Below are 18,277 nucleotides of genomic sequence, written 5' to 3' on the forward strand. Positions count from 1 at the left end.
GAATTTATCATCTAATTATTTTGTTAATGCTTCAGTAATTTGTGGTACAACTTGTTTCTTACGAGAAACGACACCAGTTAAGAACGCCATATCATCTTCTAATTGAACATTAAATGCTTCTCCAACTTTGTCTTTTTCAGCACCTACAACTAAGATTTTAGAATCACTGTTAATGATATCAGTTACTACTAAAACGAATAAGTCATATTTTTCTTCAGCACTTGTTTCAAGCATAGATTTTTCTAATTCTTCTTTACGGTTTAAAACTTCGTCGATATCAACTGTATTAACTTGAGCAATACGTGTTACATAATCTCCCATAGTGAATGATTTAGCATCCATATCTAATAATTCATCTGCTGATTTATCTGTAGTAGAAGCACCAGCTTTTAGCATTTCTAAACCATATGCATCTAAATCAACATTTGCGATGTCTTTTAAAGCTTGAGCAGCATTTACGTCTTCCTCAGTACAAGTAGGAGATTTGAATAATAAGCTGTCTGAAATAATTGCTGAAATCATTAGACCAGCGATTTCAGGTTTGATTTCAAATCCACGTTCTTTATACATTTTGTAAAGGATTGTTGCTGTACAACCAACAGGCTCAGCTCTGTAATATAAAGGACTAGCTGTTTCAAAGTTAGCGATTCTATGATGGTCAACAACATGCTTAATTGTTGAATCAGCAATAGAGTCAGCACTTTGTTGGAATTCGTTATGGTCAACTAAAATTACTTCTTGGCCATCTAAATTGTCTTCTAATAATTCTGGTGCTTTAACGTTAAAATGATCTAAAGCAAATTGTGTTTCAGCACCAACTTCACCTAAACGGTAAGCTTTAGCATTAGTATTACCAGTTTGTTGTTCGAAATCAGCCATAATAATTGCTGAAGAAATTGCATCTGTATCTGGGTTTTTGTGTCCAAAAATGTAAGTATTTGCCATTGATAAATATCTCCCTTATTCATTGTTAATTTATTAATATTATATATAGTTATTTTAGCATGACTTTAGCTCATTCTTCTACCTCTGCGCCCAATGAGTTTTCAAAATGTGATAAAGCCCATTGATGACCTGACTGGTTGAATGATGCTACGCCTTTACTAGGTACGCGAATAGCATACCCTAAATTATAAGCTGATATAGCCGTATGTAATACACATATATCAGTACAAACACCAACGATTTCAACTTTATTAACATTTCTTTCGCGGAGTAAACTATCTAAAGGTGTACCATAAAATGAATCATATCGTGTTTTGTCTAAAAAATGAACATTGTTTTGAGTCTTAATAGATTCATAAAGTTTACCGACCTCACCATAAAGTTGTCGTCCTACCGATCCTTCAATATTATGGGGTGGAAATAATTTTGATTCAGGGTGAAAATCATCATTCTCATAATGTAAATCCATCATAAAAAAGATATCGTCACGGTTTTCATTAAATTGATTTATACGGTTTACGAGAAAGTTTTCTAATTTTTGTCCAGGTACGCCACAAGTTAATTTTCCATCGTCAGCTATAAAGTCTACTGAATAATCTACTATAATTAATGCTGTTTTAGTCATTTTATAACATCCTCTCTAAATCAAGCATATCAAGCTATTTCGATATAAAAGTCATTTAATTTGGTTAAGTTAATTAAAATATTCATCTAATTGGTCTAAAAATGTTTTATAAGATTAATCATAGTATATATATTTATTAAGAACACTACAATTAATTATTAATCGAAGGAGATATTGCATGTTCATAAATGCGAAAGACTTTGGCGCAGAAGGTCATAATAAAGCGAAAGATACAAAAGCAATACAGCGTGCACTTAATAAAGCTAAAAATGGTGAACATACAGTTTATATACCACAAGGGACTTACCATATAGGTAAAGCATTAGTGATATATGATTCAACAACATTACTATTAGATGATGAAACAAAATTATTGAGATGTAGTAAAGACGCGCTTTTGAAAAATGGGAAACCGTATATTTTCTATCGTGGATACACTGGTAATAGTCACATACATATTAAAGGTGGAACATTTGATATGAATGGGAGTCAGTATCCTTATAATAATACTGCGGTGTGTGTTGGTCATGCAGAAGATATACAATTTATTGGTGTTACACTTAAAAATGTTGTTGGAGGTCATGCAATTGATGCGTGTGGTATAAATGGACTACGAATAGCGAATTGTTCATTTGAAGGATTCTTAGATGTTGATGGTGACCGTTTCTTCTCAGAAGCAGTCCAATTAGATATTCAAGTACCAGGTGCTTTTCCAAAATTTGGTACAACTGATGGGACAATTACTAAAAATGCAGTTATAGAAAATTGTTATTTTGGTCCTTCAGATGATGTTAAAATGAAATCTTGGAATAGAGCTATTGGTTCACATGCATCTAGATATAATTGCTTTTACGAAAACATTCACATTCGAAATAATATTTTCGATAGTATTCAAGAATACGCGTTAACTCCATTAAAATCACAAAATACATTTATTTCTAAAAATCAGTTTAAAAATTGTAATGGGGGTATACGCTTTTTAGGAGTAAAGGATGGCAAGAATGCTGCTGATGCATTCACAGGTCAAGATATGGGTGCACAAGCGGGTACAAACTTTAATGTAATAGGTAATGAATTTATAGGGAAAATGAAAAAAGATGCTATTCATATTAGAAGCTATAACAATATAAAACATAATAATGTATTTATTGCTGGTAACACATTTCATGATAAAACACAGAAGATACATCTTGAAGACATTAATCATCTCACTTTAAATCAAGATGATCATTTAGTTACTATCGAAAAAGAGAATGTTGAAAATATTAAATAAAAATAAAAGTGCTATTTTCATTAGAATACTAAAATGAAAATAGCACTATTTACATATAATTATTTCCTAAATGCACCGATTAGTTTTGTTTCAAAATCTAATGTATTTAAGATAGTTATTACTTTTTCAATATCATTAGATAATTGGGCCTCTGCTTGTACAAAAAAATGATATTGACCTAGCTTGGTTTTAAGCGGGCGTGATTCAATCCAAGATAAATTAATATTAAATAAAGCAAAGGTATTTAATATACTAGCTAGTAATCCAGGTTTATCAAACTTCGGAGTAATTAAAAACATAGTAGTATTTGCATTTACATCAAATTGGGCATGGTTTTTAATAATTAAGAAACGTGTCGCATTATGTGGAAAGTCTTGTATATGTGTATCTAATTGTTGAAAACCATAATCTTCACCACTATTGACAGGTGCTATAGCACCTACATGTTTACTAATCATTTCAAATCCTTTTACAGTACTATCTACATAATCGTAATCAAAGTGATGATTCATAATATAATTTGATGTCTGACTTATAGCGGGTGCTATAGAATAGACTTTTTTAATATCTTCAATTTGGCTACCTGATTGTCCATATAACGCAAAATCAATATCTAAAAGGAGTTCACCGTGTGCATAAACGTCTTGTTTAGCTAGTGAATCAGCTACGATATTAATGGTTCCTTCTATAGAATTTTCAATAGGTACTAAACCAATAGTATCGTTATCCTGTGATGCACATTTAATAACCTCATATAAATTAGCTTTTGGTACAAAATCGATATTTTGCAATTTCAATTGTTCAACATATTTTTGAGAAGCCAAATACGAAAATGTACCTTTCGGACCTAAATAATATATCTTCATACCTTCACCTCGAATGATTTAATGGAAAGGGCACTTCGTCTCATTCGATTTTTTATAGAAAAAGTTAGGGTCTCGCATCGTATTATCAAAGCCATGATGATAATTTTTTGTAAGCGTAGGTGAAATCGGTGGTGCAAGCCAAGACCATTTTCCTGTAACTTGTCGTTGATGTTTTTCTTCATTTTTTTCAAACATTTCAAATTGTTTAGAAGCAGTTAAATGATCCACGATTGACACGCCATGTGCTTTAAAAGAATGGTAGACCGCGTAATTGAGTTCCAGTAGTGCTCTGTCCTTATTAAAAGAATTATTTTTAAGTGTATCAAACTCGAACGCTTCTGCAACCTTTTCTAACAAATTGTATCTATAACTATCAGTAAAATTCCTAACCCCAATTTCAGTAACCATATACCAACCATTAAATGGTGCTGTAGGGTAAGTTATTCCACCAATTTGTAAGTCCATATTTGAAATGATAGGGACAGCATACCATTTTAAATTCAATTCTTTTAATTTTGGATAATTTTCATGTTCAATAGGCACTTCTTTAATCAAAGATTTTGGATATTCAAAGTATTTAATTGGACCTTCACCAATTTGATAAATTAGTGGTAAAACGTCGAAATCTCCACCATCACCTTGCCATCCTAAACGTTGTGCAAGTTGAGTGATTTCACGTTCTGATGGATCTCCTTTTTCTTCATAACCTGCATAGCGAATTAACTGATTGTTATAAATTTTGGGCGGATGGTCTGGATGGAAAATAGTGATGTAAGGTTTAATTTTTCCGCCATTAGTACTTTTTTCAATATGATTACATATAGAATCAATAAAATTACTTTCTTCGGTAATATCTCTTGCGTCGTTAACATTAAGTGATTCCCAAAATAATCTGCCAATACATCTGTTCGAATTTCTCCAAGCCATCTTAGCACCATAAATTAACTCATCTGTAGTATGTCTATATGTTCCAGTTTGTTGAATGCTTTCTGTCACTTCATTGATTCGTTTGTCGATATCTTCTTGAGAATAATTGAGTTCTGAATACATTGTTTTAATAAATGTCGTTGCTTTGTCTATTAACATTTGAAACACCTCATAAGTATTATAATCTACAGATAGAAAATGCACATTCAATAAATTCAATTGTCATGAATTTGTCGTAACGTTCAGCATAAAAATACCGTGATAGATAAAAGTTATGTAATGAATTATTAAATTGAAAACATGATTGGGTTATAATCTCAGTTATTACCTAGATAAATTGAATTATGATAAAATAATTATAAAAGAATGGTCGAATGGAGAGATACGAGTGTACCAATTTGAAGACGACAGTTTAATGCTACAAAATGATTTATATCAATTAAATATGGCAGAAAGTTATTGGAATGATGGCATTCACGAGAGAATGGCTGTTTTTGATTTATATTTCAGAAGTATGCCTTTCAATGGTGGATACGCTGTATTCAATGGTCTTAAACGTGTAATTGATTTTATGGATAATTTTGGATTTTCAGATACTGATATTGAATATTTAAAAACTATCGGCTATCAAGATGATTTTTTAAACTATCTTAAAAATTTAAAATTCACAGGACATATTCATTCAATGCAAGAGGGTGAAATATGTTTTGGTAATGAACCTTTGCTAAGAGTTGAAGCACCATTAATTCAAGCACAACTTTTAGAGACAGTATTATTAAATATTATTAATTTCCATACATTGATTGCTACTAAAGCAAGTCGTATTCGTCAAATTGCAAGTGACGATATATTAATGGAATTTGGTACTAGACGTGGCCAAGAACTAGATGCAGCTTTATGGGGGGCTAGAGCAGCATACATAGGTGGTTTTGATTCAACAAGTAACGTAAGAGCAGGAAAACTATTCGGTATTCCTGTTTCAGGAACACATGCGCATGCTTTAGTACAAACTTATGGCGATGAATACATTGCTTTTAAAAAATATGCTGAACGACATAAGGATTGTGTCTTTTTAGTAGATACATTCCATACACTAAAATCTGGTGTACCTACAGCAATCAAAGTAGCTAAAGAATTAGGAGACAAAATTAATTTTATAGGTATTCGATTAGATTCAGGTGACATTGCATACCTTTCAAAAGAAGCGCGTCGTATGTTAGATGAAGCTGGATTTAAAGATGCTAAAATTATTGCTTCTAATGATTTAGACGAAGAAACAATTACAAGTTTAAAAGCTCAAGGCGCAAAAGTAGACTCATGGGGCGTTGGAACTAAATTAATTACCGGATTTGATCAACCTGCTTTAGGTGCAGTGTATAAATTAGTTGCTATAGAAAATAGTGACGGCACATATAGTGATCGTATTAAATTATCTAACAATCCTGAAAAAGTAACTACACCAGGTAAGAAAAATGTTTATAGAATTATAAATAAAAAGACAGGTAAAGCAGAAGGAGATTATATAACGTTACATGGTGAAGACCCTAGAAAAGAAAAACCATTAAAATTATTCCATCCTGTTCACACATTTAAAATGAAATTTATCAAAGATTTTGAAGCCATTGATTTACATCATTCTATTTTTGAAAATGGACAACTCGTATACGAATTGCCAAGCGTACAAGAAGCTCAAAGTTACTTAAATGAAGGACTTAAAACATTTTGGGATGAAAATAAACGTTACTTAAATCCACAAGAATATCCGGTTGATTTAAGTACAGCTTGTTGGGAAAATAAACATAAACGCATCTTTGAAGTAGCAGAACACGTAAAAGAAATGGAGGAAGATCATGAGTAATTTACAAGACATTGTAGTAAAAGAAATGAAAGTAAAACCTCAAATTGATGTTGAAACAGAAGTGCAAGAAATTAAACATTTTATAAAAAAATATGTACAATCACATGATTTTATCAAATCATTAGTATTGGGTATTTCTGGAGGACAAGATTCAACATTAGCAGGTAAACTAGTACAATTAACTGTAAATGAATTACGTGAAGAAGGTAGAGCGTGTCAATTTATAGCAGTTAAACTTCCATATGGTGTTCAATCAGATGCAGACGAAGTTGAAGATGCATTAAAATTTATTAATCCTGATCAAACGATCACAGTTAATATTAAACCCGCTGTAGATATGAGCGTTAAATCATTACAAGAAGCGGGGATCACTTTAACAGATTTCCAAAAAGGAAATGAAAAAGCACGCGAACGAATGAAAGTACAATTTTCTATTGCCTCAAATCAATCTGGAATAGTTGTTGGCACTGATCATTCAGCTGAAAATATTACAGGTTTTTATACGAAATATGGTGATGGGGCAGCTGATATAGCTCCATTATTCGGTCTAGATAAACGACAAGGACGAGCGTTACTAAAATATTTAGATGCACCTGCACATTTATATGAAAAAATTCCAACTGCAGATTTAGAAGAAGATAAACCTCAATTACCTGACGAGGAAGCATTGGGAGTAACATATAATGAGATTGATGATTATTTAGAAGGTAAAGAAGTTTCAAGCCAAGCAAAAGAGAAAATTGAAAATCATTATATTAAAAACGCTCATAAGCGAGAACTCGCATACACTCGTTATACTTGGCCTAAAAACTAAATTGAAAATCGATACATTGAATCGTAAATATACATGAGCATGTTGGTATATGTTTACGGTTCAATTTTGTTAATTCACATAAAATGAAAATAAAACATTGATATTAATTTAATAGAATGAATTTTAACTTTGACGTGACAAAGATTAAAATGACTGTTAAAATAATTTGGATTTCAAGTAAGAAAAGGGGAATATTATGTCAGCGATTGCTCAAAATCCCTGGTTAATGGTGTTTGCAATCTTTGTTATTAATGTATGCTACGTTACATGTTTAACAATGAGAACAATATTAACTTTAAAAGGGTACCGTTATGTAGCTGCGATTGTAAGTTTCGTTGAAGTTTTAATTTACGTCGTAGGTCTAGGATTAGTAATGTCTAGTTTAGATCAAATTCAAAATATTGTAGCTTATGCATTTGGTTTTTCAATAGGAATCATTGTTGGTATGAAAATTGAAGAAAAGCTTGCGCTTGGATATACAGTTGTCAATGCAACATCTTCTGAATACGAGTTAGACTTACCAAATGAACTTCGTAATTTAGGTTATGGTGTTACCCACTATGAAGCATTTGGCCGTGATGGAAGTCGTTTGGTGATGCAAGTATTAACGCCAAGAAAATATGAATTAAAATTAATGGATACTATTAAAAATTTAGATCCTAAAGCATTTATTATTGCTTATGAACCAAGAAATATTCATGGTGGATTCTGGGTTAAAGGAGTGCGTAAGCGTAAACTTAAAGCTTACGAACCAGAAGAATTAGAAAGTGTTGTTGAACATGAAGTTCAAAGTTAATGACAACGAAACCATTGCAGATTGTCTGAAAAGAATGAAAGATGAAGGGTATATGCCAACAAGACGAATTGAGAAACCCATTTATAAAGAAAATAAAGACGGTAGTCTTGAAGTACTAAAACAAGATATTATTTTTATCGGTAAAAAAATAACAGAATAATATTTAAGAAAACCACTCTAATCTAATGATTTGAGTGGTTTTTAATATTGATAATTGTGTTCACTTTGAAGATGAAATAAAATATGATTATAAGTATATTAGAATTACACAAATAAGGTTGATTCTGTTAAAATAAAAAGCGAAAGATAAAAGACGAACTATAAACGGAAATTCTTTTTTAATGTACAGTTTTTAGAAATAAAATTATAAATACACATATGATAGGAGCTTAAACAATGATTGAACGTTATTCTAGAGAAGAAATGTCGTCTATTTGGACAGACCAAAACCGCTATGAAGCATGGCTTGAAGTTGAAATTTTAGCATCAGAAGCATGGAGCGAGTTAGGATATATTCCTAAAGAAGATGTTAAAAAAATACGTCAAAATGCCAAAGTAGATGTTGAACGTGCAAAAGAAATTGAACAAGAAACAAGACATGATGTTGTAGCATTTACTAGACAAGTTTCAGAAACATTAGGCGACGAAAGAAAATGGGTTCATTATGGATTAACTTCTACAGATGTAGTTGATACAGCATTAAGCTATGTCATTAAACAAGCAAACGATATTATTGAAAAAGATTTAGAAAGATTTATTAAAGTTTTAGAAGACAAAGCAAAAAATTATAAATACACTTTAATGATGGGAAGAACACATGGGGTACATGCTGAGCCTACTACATTTGGTGTAAAAATGGCATTATGGTATACAGAAATGCAACGTAATTTAAAACGTTTTAAAGAAGTTAGAGAAGAAATTGAAGTAGGAAAAATGAGTGGTGCTGTTGGTACATTTGCTAATATTCCACCTGAAATTGAAAGCTATGTATGTAAATATTTAGGTTTAGGTGCAGCACCAGTTTCAACACAAACATTACAACGTGATCGCCATGCTTACTATATTGCAACATTGGCACTGATAGCTACTTCTTTAGAAAAATTTGCAGTTGAAATCAGAAACTTACAAAAAACTGAAACTCGTGAAGTAGAAGAAGCATTTGCTAAAGGACAAAAAGGGTCATCAGCAATGCCACATAAACGTAATCCTATCGGTTCTGAAAATATTACTGGTATTTCTCGTGTTATACGTGGTTATATCACTACTGCATATGAGAACGTTCCATTATGGCATGAACGTGATATTTCACATTCATCAGCTGAACGAATCATGTTACCTGATGTAACAATTGCTTTAGACTATGCATTAAATAGATTTACTAACATTGTTGATCGTTTGACTGTGTACGAAGAAAATATGCAAGCGAATATTGATAAAACATTTGGTTTAATTTATTCTCAACGTGTACTACTTTCACTTATAAATAAAGGTATGGTACGTGAAGAAGCTTATGATACAGTTCAACCTAAAGCGATGAAATCTTGGGAAACTAAAACACCATTTAGAGAACTTATTGAACAAGATAGCAAAATCACAGATATATTATCTAAAGAAGACCTAGATGAATGCTTTAACCCTAAACATCATTTAAATCAAGTAGATACTATTTTCAAAAGAGCTGGCTTAGAATAATAAGTGATTAACTTAAAATCCTATACTTTTTATCATAAAACTACTACACTTTAACTTATTAGTAAGTTAAAATGATAAAAGAATATGCATATAGGAGCTGTTACGATGCAAATTGAAAAATTACGCGGGGATGCATTAAATGAATTGTTTGATGCAATTCTTACATTAGAAAATAGAGAAGAATGCTATCAGTTTTTCGATGATTTATGTACAGTGAATGAAATTCAATCACTTTCTCAACGACTTCAAGTAGCTAAAATGATTAAACAAGGATACACATATGCAACTATAGAACAAGAATCTGGCGCATCGACGGCAACAATATCTCGTGTAAAACGTTCTTTACAATGGGGTAATGATGCTTACACGATGATTTTAAATCGATTAAATATCGATACAAAAGAATAATATAAGATGAAACGATCGCAACATTAAAGTTTAACGACGATAATATGTTGACGATCGTTTCCTTTTTTATCAATTCTTAAAAATTTTAGAAATAAGTTGTACATTTTCACGATATCTGTTTAGAACTAAAAAGTTAAAAATGATATAATTTAAGGTATGTTAAAAAAAGGAGTTTCATGTAATGTATAACATTAAACAATGGCGCCATGTATTTAAATTAGACCCCGCAAAGACTATTTCTGACAATGATTTAGATGCAATATGTATGTCTAACACTGATGCTATTATCTTAGGGGGCACAGATAATGTGACAGAAGATAATGTCATTCAATTAATGAGTAGAGTTAGACGTTACCCATTACCACTTGTTTTAGAAGTTTCAAATATAGAGAGTGTTATGCCAGGTTTTGATTTTTATTTTATTCCAACAGTATTGAATAGTAATAATGTCAAATACCATAATGGAATGCTCCTCGAAGCTTTGAAAGAATATGGACATGTCATTGATTTTGATGAGGTAATATTTGAGGGTTATCTTGTAATGAATGAAGATAGCAAAGTTGCACAACGAACAAATGCTAATACTCAATTAGATATAAATGATATAGATGCATATGCGTTAATGGCTAATGAATTATATCGTTTTCCCATTATGTACTTAGAAAATAGTGGAAAATATGGGGAAGTAGACACAGTGAAATCAGTTAAAGATACGCTAACGACAACACAGCTATTTTATGGTGGTGGTATCACTACTTTATCCCAAGCCAAAGAGATGGCTGAGTATGCCGATACTATAGTTGTTGGAGATATTATTTATAAAGATATAAAAAAAGCATTAAAAACAGTTAAGGTAAAGGAGTCTAGTAAATGAATTCATTAGTAAAAAATATGAATACAGAGCAAAGTGAAGCTGTCAGAACTACAGAAGGCCCACTATTAATTATGGCAGGTGCAGGATCTGGTAAAACACGAGTACTAACACATAGAATCGCATATTTATTAGACGAGAAAGATGTATCACCTTATAATATTTTGGCAATTACATTTACTAATAAAGCAGCTAAAGAAATGAAAGCAAGAGTTGAACAATTGGTTGGTGAAGAAGCTCAAGTCATTTGGATGTCTACATTCCACTCAATGTGTGTTCGAATTTTACGTCGTGATGCTGATCGTATAGGTATAGAACGTAATTTCACTATCATTGACCCAACAGACCAAAAATCCGTTATCAAAGATGTATTGAAAAATGAAAATATCGATAGCAAACGTTTTGAACCACGTATGTTTATAGGCGCTATTAGTAATTTGAAAAACGAATTAAAAACACCAGAAGATGCCCAAAATGAAGCAAATGACTATCATTCACAAATGGTAGCTACAGTTTATAAAGGATATCAACGACAATTATCAAGAAATGAAGCATTAGATTTTGATGATTTAATTATGACTACTATTAATTTATTTGAAAGAGTACCTGAAGCTTTAGAGTATTATCAAAATAAATTCCAATATATTCATGTTGATGAGTACCAAGATACCAATAAAGCACAATACACATTAATCAAATTATTAGCCAATAAATTTAAAAATTTATGTGTCGTTGGTGATTCAGACCAATCTATATATGGTTGGCGTGGTGCAGATATTCAAAACATTTTATCATTCGAAGAAGATTATCCTAATGCCAAAACGATTTTCTTAGAACAAAATTATCGTTCAACTAAAACAATTTTAAATGCTGCCAATGAAGTCATTAAAAACAATACAGAAAGAAAACCAAAAGGATTGTGGACTGCTAATACAGGCGGAGACAAAATAAATTATTACGAAGCAACAACAGAACGTGATGAAGCTGAATACGTAGTAAAAGAAATTATGAAACATCAGCGTAATGGAAAGAAATATAGTGATATGGCTATATTATATAGAACGAACGCGCAATCACGTGTATTAGAAGAAACATTTATGAAATCTAATATACCTTATACAATGGTTGGCGGCCAAAAATTCTATGATCGTAAAGAAATTAAAGATTTATTAAGTTACTTAAGAGTTATTGCCAATAGTAATGATGATATTAGTTTACAACGTATTATTAATGTCCCAAAACGTGGTGTAGGTCCATCATCAGTTGAAAAAATACAAACCTATGCAGTTCAAAATAATATAAGTATGTTCGATGCTTTAGGTGAAGTTGATTTTATAGGACTATCTAAAAAAGTTACTCAAGAATGTATTTCTTTTTATGAAATGATTCAAAATTTAATTAAAGAGCAAGAATTTCTTGAAATAAGTGAAATAGTGGAAGAAGTTTTAGTTAAGTCAGGTTATAGAGATATGCTTGATAGAGAACAAACTCTAGAATCACGTAGTCGTTTAGAAAACCTAGATGAATTTATGTCAGTTCCTAAAGATTATGAAGAAAATACACCACTTGAAGAACAATCATTAATCAACTTTTTAACAGATTTATCACTTGTTGCTGACATTGATGAAGCGGATACAGAGTCAGGAGTTACATTGATGACAATGCACTCTGCTAAAGGGTTAGAGTTTCCGATTGTATTTATTATGGGAATGGAAGAATCGCTTTTCCCACATATTAGAGCAATTAAAAGTGATGACGACCATGAAATGGAAGAAGAGCGAAGAATTTGTTATGTAGCGATAACACGAGCTGAGGAAACACTATACATTACTAACGCAACAACACGTATGTTGTTTGGACGTTCTCAATCTAATATGCCATCTCGATTTTTAAAAGAAATTCCTGAAGATTTAATGGAAAGTCATTCGGGTAGTAAACGACAAACAATTCAACCTAAGGCGAAACCAACTCAGAAACGCGGCTTTAGTAAGAGAACAACTTCATCTAAAAAACAGGTAACTTCTTCTGACTGGAAAGTAGGAGATAAAGTTACTCATAAAGCATGGGGAGAAGGTATGGTTAGTAACGTTAATGAAAAAAATGGTTCTGTAGAATTAGATATTATATTTAAATCAGAAGGACCAAAGCGATTACTAGCTCAATTTGCACCAATTGAAAAAAAGGAGGACTAGTGGATGAATGATATGCAAAATCGTGTAAATGAATTACATGATTTATTAAATCAATATAGTTACGAGTATTACGTTCAAGATAATCCATCAGTTCCTGATAGTGAATACGATAAATTATTACATGAACTTATTCATATAGAAGAAGAACACCCTGAATATAAAACATCAGATTCACCTACAGTTAGAGTGGGAGGAGAAGCTCAATCTACATTTGAAAAGGTAAATCATGATACACCAATGCTAAGTTTAGGGAATGCTTTTAATGAAGAAGATTTAAGAAAATTTGATCAACGTATACGAGATAATATTGGTAAAGTAGAATATATGTGTGAACTTAAAATTGATGGTTTAGCTGTTTCATTAAAATATCAAAATGGCCGTTTTGTACAAGGTTTAACTCGTGGAGATGGTACAACTGGAGAAGATATTACTGAAAACTTAAGAACGATACATGCTATTCCATTAAAAATTAAAGAACCTTTAAATTTTGAGGTGCGTGGAGAAGCATATATGCCAAGACAATCATTTATGAATTTAAATGAAGAAAAGGAAAACAACGGTGAACAACCTTTTGCTAATCCTCGAAATGCAGCAGCAGGTTCATTAAGACAATTAGATTCTAAATTAGCAGCTAAAAGAAAATTAAGTGTTTTCTTATACAGTATTAATGACTTTACTGATTTTGAAGCTACAACTCAAAGTGGTGCATTAGATGAATTAGATCAATTAGGTTTTAAAACTAATCATGAACGTGAAAGAGTATCTGATATAGAAGGTGTCCTAAAATATATAGAAAAATGGACAGCTCAGCGAGAAGATTTATCTTATGATATAGATGGCATTGTCATTAAAGTGAATGACTTAGAACAACAAGACGAGATGGGATTTACTCAAAAATCTCCACGTTGGGCTATTGCATATAAATTTCCTGCTGAAGAAGTTGTAACTGAACTATTGGACATTGAGTTAAGTATAGGTCGAACGGGCGTTGTAACACCAACCGCGATACTTGAACCAGTGAGAGTAGCGGGAACTACAGTTTCAAGAGCTTCATTACATAATGAAGATTTAATTCATGAAAGAGATATAAGAATTGGCGATAGCGTAGTCATCAAAAAGGCTGGCGATATTATTCCAGAAGTTGTAAAAAGTATTTTAGATCGTCGACCTGATGATGCCAAAACTTATCATATGCCAACACATTGTCCAAGTTGTAATCATGAACTTGTAAGGATAGAAGGGGAAGTAGCTTTAAGATGTATTAATCCTAAATGCCAGGCACAACTCATTGAAGGACTAATTCATTTTGTATCTCGCCAAGCAATGAATATAGACGGATTAGGAACTAAGATTATTCAACAACTTTATGAAAATAATTTAATTAAAGATGTTGCTGATATATTCTATTTAACTGAAGACGATTTATTACCACTGGATCGCATGGGAAGTAAAAAAGTTGAAAATTTACTTGAAGCAATTCATAAAGCAAAATCACAATCTCTAGAACATTTATTATTTGGTTTAGGTATTAGACATCTTGGGGTTAAAGCAAGCAGAGTATTAGCCGAGAAATATGAAACAATGGATCGACTAATTGAAGTAACAGAGGAAGAACTGGTAGGCATCCATGATATAGGCGATAAGTTAGCTCAATCTGTTGTTACCTATTTAGATAATGAAGATATTCGTGCATTAATTCAAAAACTAAAAGATAAAAATGTTAATATGACATACAAAGGTGTCAAAACAACAGAAATTGAAGGGCATCCAGAATTTAGTGGTAAAACGATTGTATTAACAGGTAAATTAGAACAAATGACACGTAATGAAGCATCACAATGGTTACAAATGCAAGGTGCCAAAGTAACTAATAGTGTAACCAAAAGTACAGATTTACTTATTGCTGGTGCTGATGCAGGTTCTAAACTAACTAAAGCTGAAAAATTTGGAACAGAAATTTGGACTGAAGATGAATTTGCGACAAAACAAAAGGAAATCAATAATGAGTGAGGTACGTCGATGAAGAGAACAATAATTTTACTTATCTCGACAATTTTTATTCTAACCGCATGCAGTAATGATAAAGACAAAAAGTCAGATCAAGACACAAATCAATCAAAAGATAGTCATTCATCACAAGTGAAACAAGTAGCTACGGATAAAAATGTTCAAGGCGATGATTATCGTACTATTTTGCCTTTTAAAGAAAGTCAGTCACGTGGCCTTTTACAAGATAATATGGCAAATAGTTATAATAGTGAAGGTTTCGAATCTGGACTATTAGAACTAAGTAAAGAAGTCTTTCCAACAGATAAATACTTATATCAAGATGGACAGTTTTTAGATAAAAAAACGATTAATGCATATTTGGATCCTAAATATACTAAAAAAGAAATAGATAACATGAGTGAGAAGGAAAAGAAAAAGAAAAAAGCTAATGAAAACTTAGGGCTTAATCCTTCTCACCAAGGGGAAACAGATCCAACTAAAATAGCAGAAAAGTCACCAGCATATTTATCCAATATTTTAGAACAAGATTTCTATGGTAATAGCGATTCAAAAGGTAAGAACATTAAAGGTATGACGATTGGTTTAGCAATGAATAGCAAATATTATTACCAAAAGGAAAAAGACGGTGAAACCTATAGTAAAAAATTAGATGACAAAGAAATAGAAAAGCAAGGTAAGGCAATGGCAAGTGAAATGTTATCAAGATTAAGAGAAAACAGTGATTTAAAAGATATTCCAATTCACTTCGCTATATATAAACAAAGTAGTCAGGAATCTATCACACCTGGAGAATTTATAGCAGGTGCGACTGCAGATGATGGTCAAACTAAAATCAATGATTGGAAATCAATCAATGAAAAAACTGCTCTATTACCATCTTCAACAGCGGGTGACTATGATGAATCATTAAATAATAATTTCAAACAATTTAATGATAATTTACAATCTTACTTTTCTAACTTTACTCAAGCAGTAGGTAAAGTAAAATTTGTTGATAAAAAAGCAAAACAATTAACAGTTGACTTACCAATAGATTATTACGGTCAAGCTGAGACAATTGGTATTACTCAATATGTTACAGAACAGGCTAAGAAATATTTTGATAATATAGATGAATATGAAATTAGAATTAAAGATGGTAATAATCCGCGCGCATTGATTAGTAAAAATAAAGACGATAAAGAACCAGAAGTACACATTTACCATAATTAAATTTAACTAAAAATTAGGGTCCGAGATATAAAGTTCTCGGACCCTAATATATTAGTTTCTATTTTTCTTTAACAATTTGTTTCACTTTAGCTAAATCGTTATTTACAAAGTCACCTGGTTTAGCTGTTAATTTACTTACGACATAAGTAACGATGACACTTACTATAAATCCAGGAATGATTTCATACATACCTAATAATTCATTGATAGAAGCTAGAGGTTTAATCCAAGCAATCCAAATAATAACTACCAATGCTCCGCTAATCATTCCACTAATTGCACCAGCTCTAGTTAAATCTTTCCAATATAATGAAAATAATACTAACGGGCTAAATGATGCACCAAAGCCAGCCCATGCATTACCAACTAAATTAAGAATAGTGTCATTTGGGTACCACGCAATGACAATTGCAATAATGGCAACAATTAATACTGATAATCTACCAACCATTACAAACTCTTTTTGATGAGTAGCTGCTTTTTCTTCACCGCGAATAAGTTTATAAAAATCTTCGGTTAAAGAACTTGAAGTAACTAATAATTGTGAAGAAATAGTACTCATAATGGCTGCTAAAATTGCAGCAAGTAAAAATCCGCCAACAAGTGGGTGGAATAAAATTTGACTCATAATAATAAATAACGTTTCTGGATCTTCCATTTTTAAATTTCTTTCTGATATAAATGCAATACCTGTTAATCCAACGCCTACTGCTCCTAAAAGTCCGATAGCCATCCAACTAATACCTAGACGTCTTGCTTTAGGTAATAATTTATGTGATTTAATAGACATAAAACGTACGATAATATGAGGTTGTCCAAAATAGCCTAAGCCCCATGAAAATAAGGAAATAATTCCAATTACTGTTGTCCCTTTAAAAATATCCATATTAGTAGGTTTCATTTCAGCAACTCTACTAAAAGTATCTAAACCATTTAACTGCATCATCGCAACAATTGGTACCATAACCATGGCGATTAGCATAATAACACCCTGAAAAAAGTCTGTAATTGATACGGCTAAGTATCCTCCAAAGAAAGTGTAGAAAATTACTATAATAGCTACAAGTATTAATCCATAATGATAATTTAAGCCGAACGCACTTTCAAATAACTTTCCACCTGAAACAAATCCAGAGTGCGTATATAACGTAAAAAATATAACAATAATTAAACCTGAAATAATTTTAATGATATTTTGTTGGTCATTTAATCTGTTTTTAAAGAAATCTGGAAGGGTGATAGCATCTCCCGCTATTTCTGTATAAACTCTTAACCTAGGTGCAACGACCCAATAATTGATATAGGCGCCAAGTGTTAATCCAATTGTTATCCACATCGCAGATAAACCAGTGCTATATACCGACCCCGGTAACCCCATAATCATCCAACCGCTCATATCAGAAGCTCCTGCAGATAATGCAGTGATATAAGGTCCTATACTACGACCGCCCAACATAAACTCGCTTAAATTACCAGTAGCTTGTTTGTAACCATAAAACCCAATAATAAGTAAAATAATGAAGTAAATGGCAATCATAATATAGGTTTGCCAATTTGCATTCACTTGCTGATTAAGTGCTGTCCCCAAATATAGCATTTTAAACACTCCCTTATATAAGTATTTATTTGTGTCACATGTAATATTATACATTATAGTTAAATGTTTAGAAAAGTGAAAAAATAAAATTTTGTTTTTAATCAACTTTAAGTGCTTTATGTAAAGAGGATACTTTAATAAATGTGTGTTGTTTATTGTTTATTAATTATGCATAATAATGTATCCAAAGA

At 31.6% G+C, this 18,277-nt stretch carries 16 protein-coding genes; 11 read left to right on the top strand and 5 right to left on the bottom strand.

The window, feature by feature from the left end:
- Positions 1-15: 15 nt before the first annotated feature.
- Positions 16-945 (bottom strand): manganese-dependent inorganic pyrophosphatase, encoded by a 930-nt coding sequence (locus tag NSQ15_RS04285; protein WP_029056023.1) that lies wholly within the window; start codon positions 943-945, stop codon positions 16-18.
- 70 nt (positions 946-1,015) lie between these two features.
- Complete coding sequence (locus NSQ15_RS04290) at positions 1,016-1,570, bottom strand: cysteine hydrolase family protein (RefSeq protein WP_017637884.1); 555 nt, start codon at positions 1,568-1,570, stop codon at positions 1,016-1,018.
- 178 nt (positions 1,571-1,748) lie between these two features.
- Here NSQ15_RS04290 and NSQ15_RS04295 point away from each other — a divergent pair, with 178 nt between their 5' ends.
- A complete protein-coding gene (locus NSQ15_RS04295) occupies positions 1,749-2,843 on the top strand; it encodes a glycosyl hydrolase family 28-related protein (RefSeq protein ID WP_070452137.1) in 1,095 nt (364 codons plus the stop codon).
- 59 nt (positions 2,844-2,902) lie between these two features.
- On the opposite strand, the gene NSQ15_RS04300 is transcribed toward NSQ15_RS04295, so the two are convergent.
- Both NSQ15_RS04300 and NSQ15_RS04305 read right to left on the bottom strand, forming a co-directional pair.
- Positions 2,903-3,709: a prephenate dehydratase gene (locus NSQ15_RS04300; protein WP_340746965.1), complete on the bottom strand. Its 807-nt coding sequence runs from the start codon at positions 3,707-3,709 to the stop codon at positions 2,903-2,905.
- A gap of 18 nt (positions 3,710-3,727) precedes the next feature.
- A complete protein-coding gene (locus NSQ15_RS04305; RefSeq protein ID WP_046467422.1) occupies positions 3,728-4,795 on the bottom strand; it encodes a nitric oxide synthase oxygenase in 1,068 nt (355 codons plus the stop codon).
- A 229-nt stretch (positions 4,796-5,024) separates the two neighbouring features.
- On the opposite strand from NSQ15_RS04305, the gene NSQ15_RS04310 reads away from it, so the two are divergent.
- The 10 genes from NSQ15_RS04310 to NSQ15_RS04355 all read left to right on the top strand — a co-directional run bounded on the left by NSQ15_RS04310 (position 5,025) and on the right by NSQ15_RS04355 (position 16,489).
- Positions 5,025-6,494 carry a nicotinate phosphoribosyltransferase gene (locus NSQ15_RS04310; protein WP_017637880.1) on the top strand — a complete coding sequence of 490 codons (1,470 nt, stop codon included), beginning with the start codon at positions 5,025-5,027 and terminating at the stop codon, positions 6,492-6,494.
- Positions 6,487-7,308 carry an ammonia-dependent NAD(+) synthetase gene (gene nadE / locus NSQ15_RS04315; protein ID WP_070452143.1) on the top strand — a complete coding sequence of 274 codons (822 nt, stop codon included), beginning with the start codon at positions 6,487-6,489 and terminating at the stop codon, positions 7,306-7,308. The genes NSQ15_RS04310 and nadE overlap by 8 nt, the downstream gene beginning before the upstream one ends.
- A gap of 196 nt (positions 7,309-7,504) precedes the next feature.
- Complete coding sequence (locus NSQ15_RS04320) at positions 7,505-8,104, top strand: DUF2179 domain-containing protein (protein WP_046467424.1); 600 nt, start codon at positions 7,505-7,507, stop codon at positions 8,102-8,104.
- On the top strand, positions 8,082-8,264 hold the full coding sequence (locus NSQ15_RS04325; RefSeq protein ID WP_029056018.1) for an NETI motif-containing protein: 183 nt from the start codon (positions 8,082-8,084) through the stop codon (positions 8,262-8,264). The genes NSQ15_RS04320 and NSQ15_RS04325 overlap by 23 nt, the downstream gene beginning before the upstream one ends.
- Before the next feature lie 236 nt (positions 8,265-8,500).
- Positions 8,501-9,796: an adenylosuccinate lyase gene (purB, locus tag NSQ15_RS04330; protein WP_070452146.1), complete on the top strand. Its 1,296-nt coding sequence runs from the start codon at positions 8,501-8,503 to the stop codon at positions 9,794-9,796.
- Between the two features lie 105 nt (positions 9,797-9,901).
- Positions 9,902-10,204 carry a YerC/YecD family TrpR-related protein gene (locus NSQ15_RS04335; RefSeq protein ID WP_017637875.1) on the top strand — a complete coding sequence of 101 codons (303 nt, stop codon included), beginning with the start codon at positions 9,902-9,904 and terminating at the stop codon, positions 10,202-10,204.
- Between the two features lie 181 nt (positions 10,205-10,385).
- Complete coding sequence (locus NSQ15_RS04340; RefSeq protein WP_017637874.1) at positions 10,386-11,078, top strand: heptaprenylglyceryl phosphate synthase; 693 nt, start codon at positions 10,386-10,388, stop codon at positions 11,076-11,078.
- The gene (pcrA, locus tag NSQ15_RS04345; RefSeq protein ID WP_124760405.1) at positions 11,075-13,267 is read left to right on the top strand and encodes a DNA helicase PcrA; all 2,193 of its coding nucleotides are present in this window, start codon (positions 11,075-11,077) and stop codon (positions 13,265-13,267) included. Before NSQ15_RS04340 ends, pcrA begins: the two co-directional genes overlap by 4 nt.
- 3 nt (positions 13,268-13,270) lie before the next feature.
- The gene (gene ligA, locus NSQ15_RS04350; protein ID WP_108000097.1) at positions 13,271-15,277 is read left to right on the top strand and encodes an NAD-dependent DNA ligase LigA; all 2,007 of its coding nucleotides are present in this window, start codon (positions 13,271-13,273) and stop codon (positions 15,275-15,277) included.
- Between the two features lie 9 nt (positions 15,278-15,286).
- Positions 15,287-16,489: a CamS family sex pheromone protein gene (locus NSQ15_RS04355; protein WP_340746966.1), complete on the top strand. Its 1,203-nt coding sequence runs from the start codon at positions 15,287-15,289 to the stop codon at positions 16,487-16,489.
- A gap of 58 nt (positions 16,490-16,547) precedes the next feature.
- Here the strand turns inward: NSQ15_RS04355 and putP are convergent, their stop codons facing one another.
- A complete protein-coding gene (gene putP, locus NSQ15_RS04360) occupies positions 16,548-18,086 on the bottom strand; it encodes a sodium/proline symporter PutP (protein ID WP_217194178.1) in 1,539 nt (512 codons plus the stop codon).
- Positions 18,087-18,277: the final 191 nt, after the last annotated feature.

This window comes from Staphylococcus sp. FSL W8-0774, assembly GCF_038006785.1.
Taxonomy (GTDB): domain Bacteria; phylum Bacillota; class Bacilli; order Staphylococcales; family Staphylococcaceae; genus Staphylococcus; species Staphylococcus pasteuri.

Bases quoted from the DNA above. Each gene is read 5' to 3' on its own strand.
- NSQ15_RS04285 (WP_029056023.1), bottom strand. From the start codon at position 945: ATGGCAAATACTTACATTTTTGGACACAAAAACCCAGATACAGATGCA.
- NSQ15_RS04290 (WP_017637884.1), bottom strand. From the start codon at position 1,570: ATGACTAAAACAGCATTAATTATAGTAGATTATTCAGTAGACTTTATA.
- NSQ15_RS04295 (WP_070452137.1), top strand. From the start codon at position 1,749: ATGTTCATAAATGCGAAAGACTTTGGCGCAGAAGGTCATAATAAAGCG.
- NSQ15_RS04300 (WP_340746965.1), bottom strand. From the start codon at position 3,709: ATGAAGATATATTATTTAGGTCCGAAAGGTACATTTTCGTATTTGGCT.
- NSQ15_RS04305 (WP_046467422.1), bottom strand. From the start codon at position 4,795: ATGTTAATAGACAAAGCAACGACATTTATTAAAACAATGTATTCAGAA.
- nadE (WP_070452143.1), top strand. From the start codon at position 6,487: ATGAGTAATTTACAAGACATTGTAGTAAAAGAAATGAAAGTAAAACCT.
- NSQ15_RS04320 (WP_046467424.1), top strand. From the start codon at position 7,505: ATGTCAGCGATTGCTCAAAATCCCTGGTTAATGGTGTTTGCAATCTTT.
- purB (WP_070452146.1), top strand. From the start codon at position 8,501: ATGATTGAACGTTATTCTAGAGAAGAAATGTCGTCTATTTGGACAGAC.
- NSQ15_RS04335 (WP_017637875.1), top strand. From the start codon at position 9,902: ATGCAAATTGAAAAATTACGCGGGGATGCATTAAATGAATTGTTTGAT.
- NSQ15_RS04340 (WP_017637874.1), top strand. From the start codon at position 10,386: ATGTATAACATTAAACAATGGCGCCATGTATTTAAATTAGACCCCGCA.
- pcrA (WP_124760405.1), top strand. From the start codon at position 11,075: ATGAATTCATTAGTAAAAAATATGAATACAGAGCAAAGTGAAGCTGTC.
- ligA (WP_108000097.1), top strand. From the start codon at position 13,271: ATGAATGATATGCAAAATCGTGTAAATGAATTACATGATTTATTAAAT.
- NSQ15_RS04355 (WP_340746966.1), top strand. From the start codon at position 15,287: ATGAAGAGAACAATAATTTTACTTATCTCGACAATTTTTATTCTAACC.
- putP (WP_217194178.1), bottom strand. From the start codon at position 18,086: ATGCTATATTTGGGGACAGCACTTAATCAGCAAGTGAATGCAAATTGG.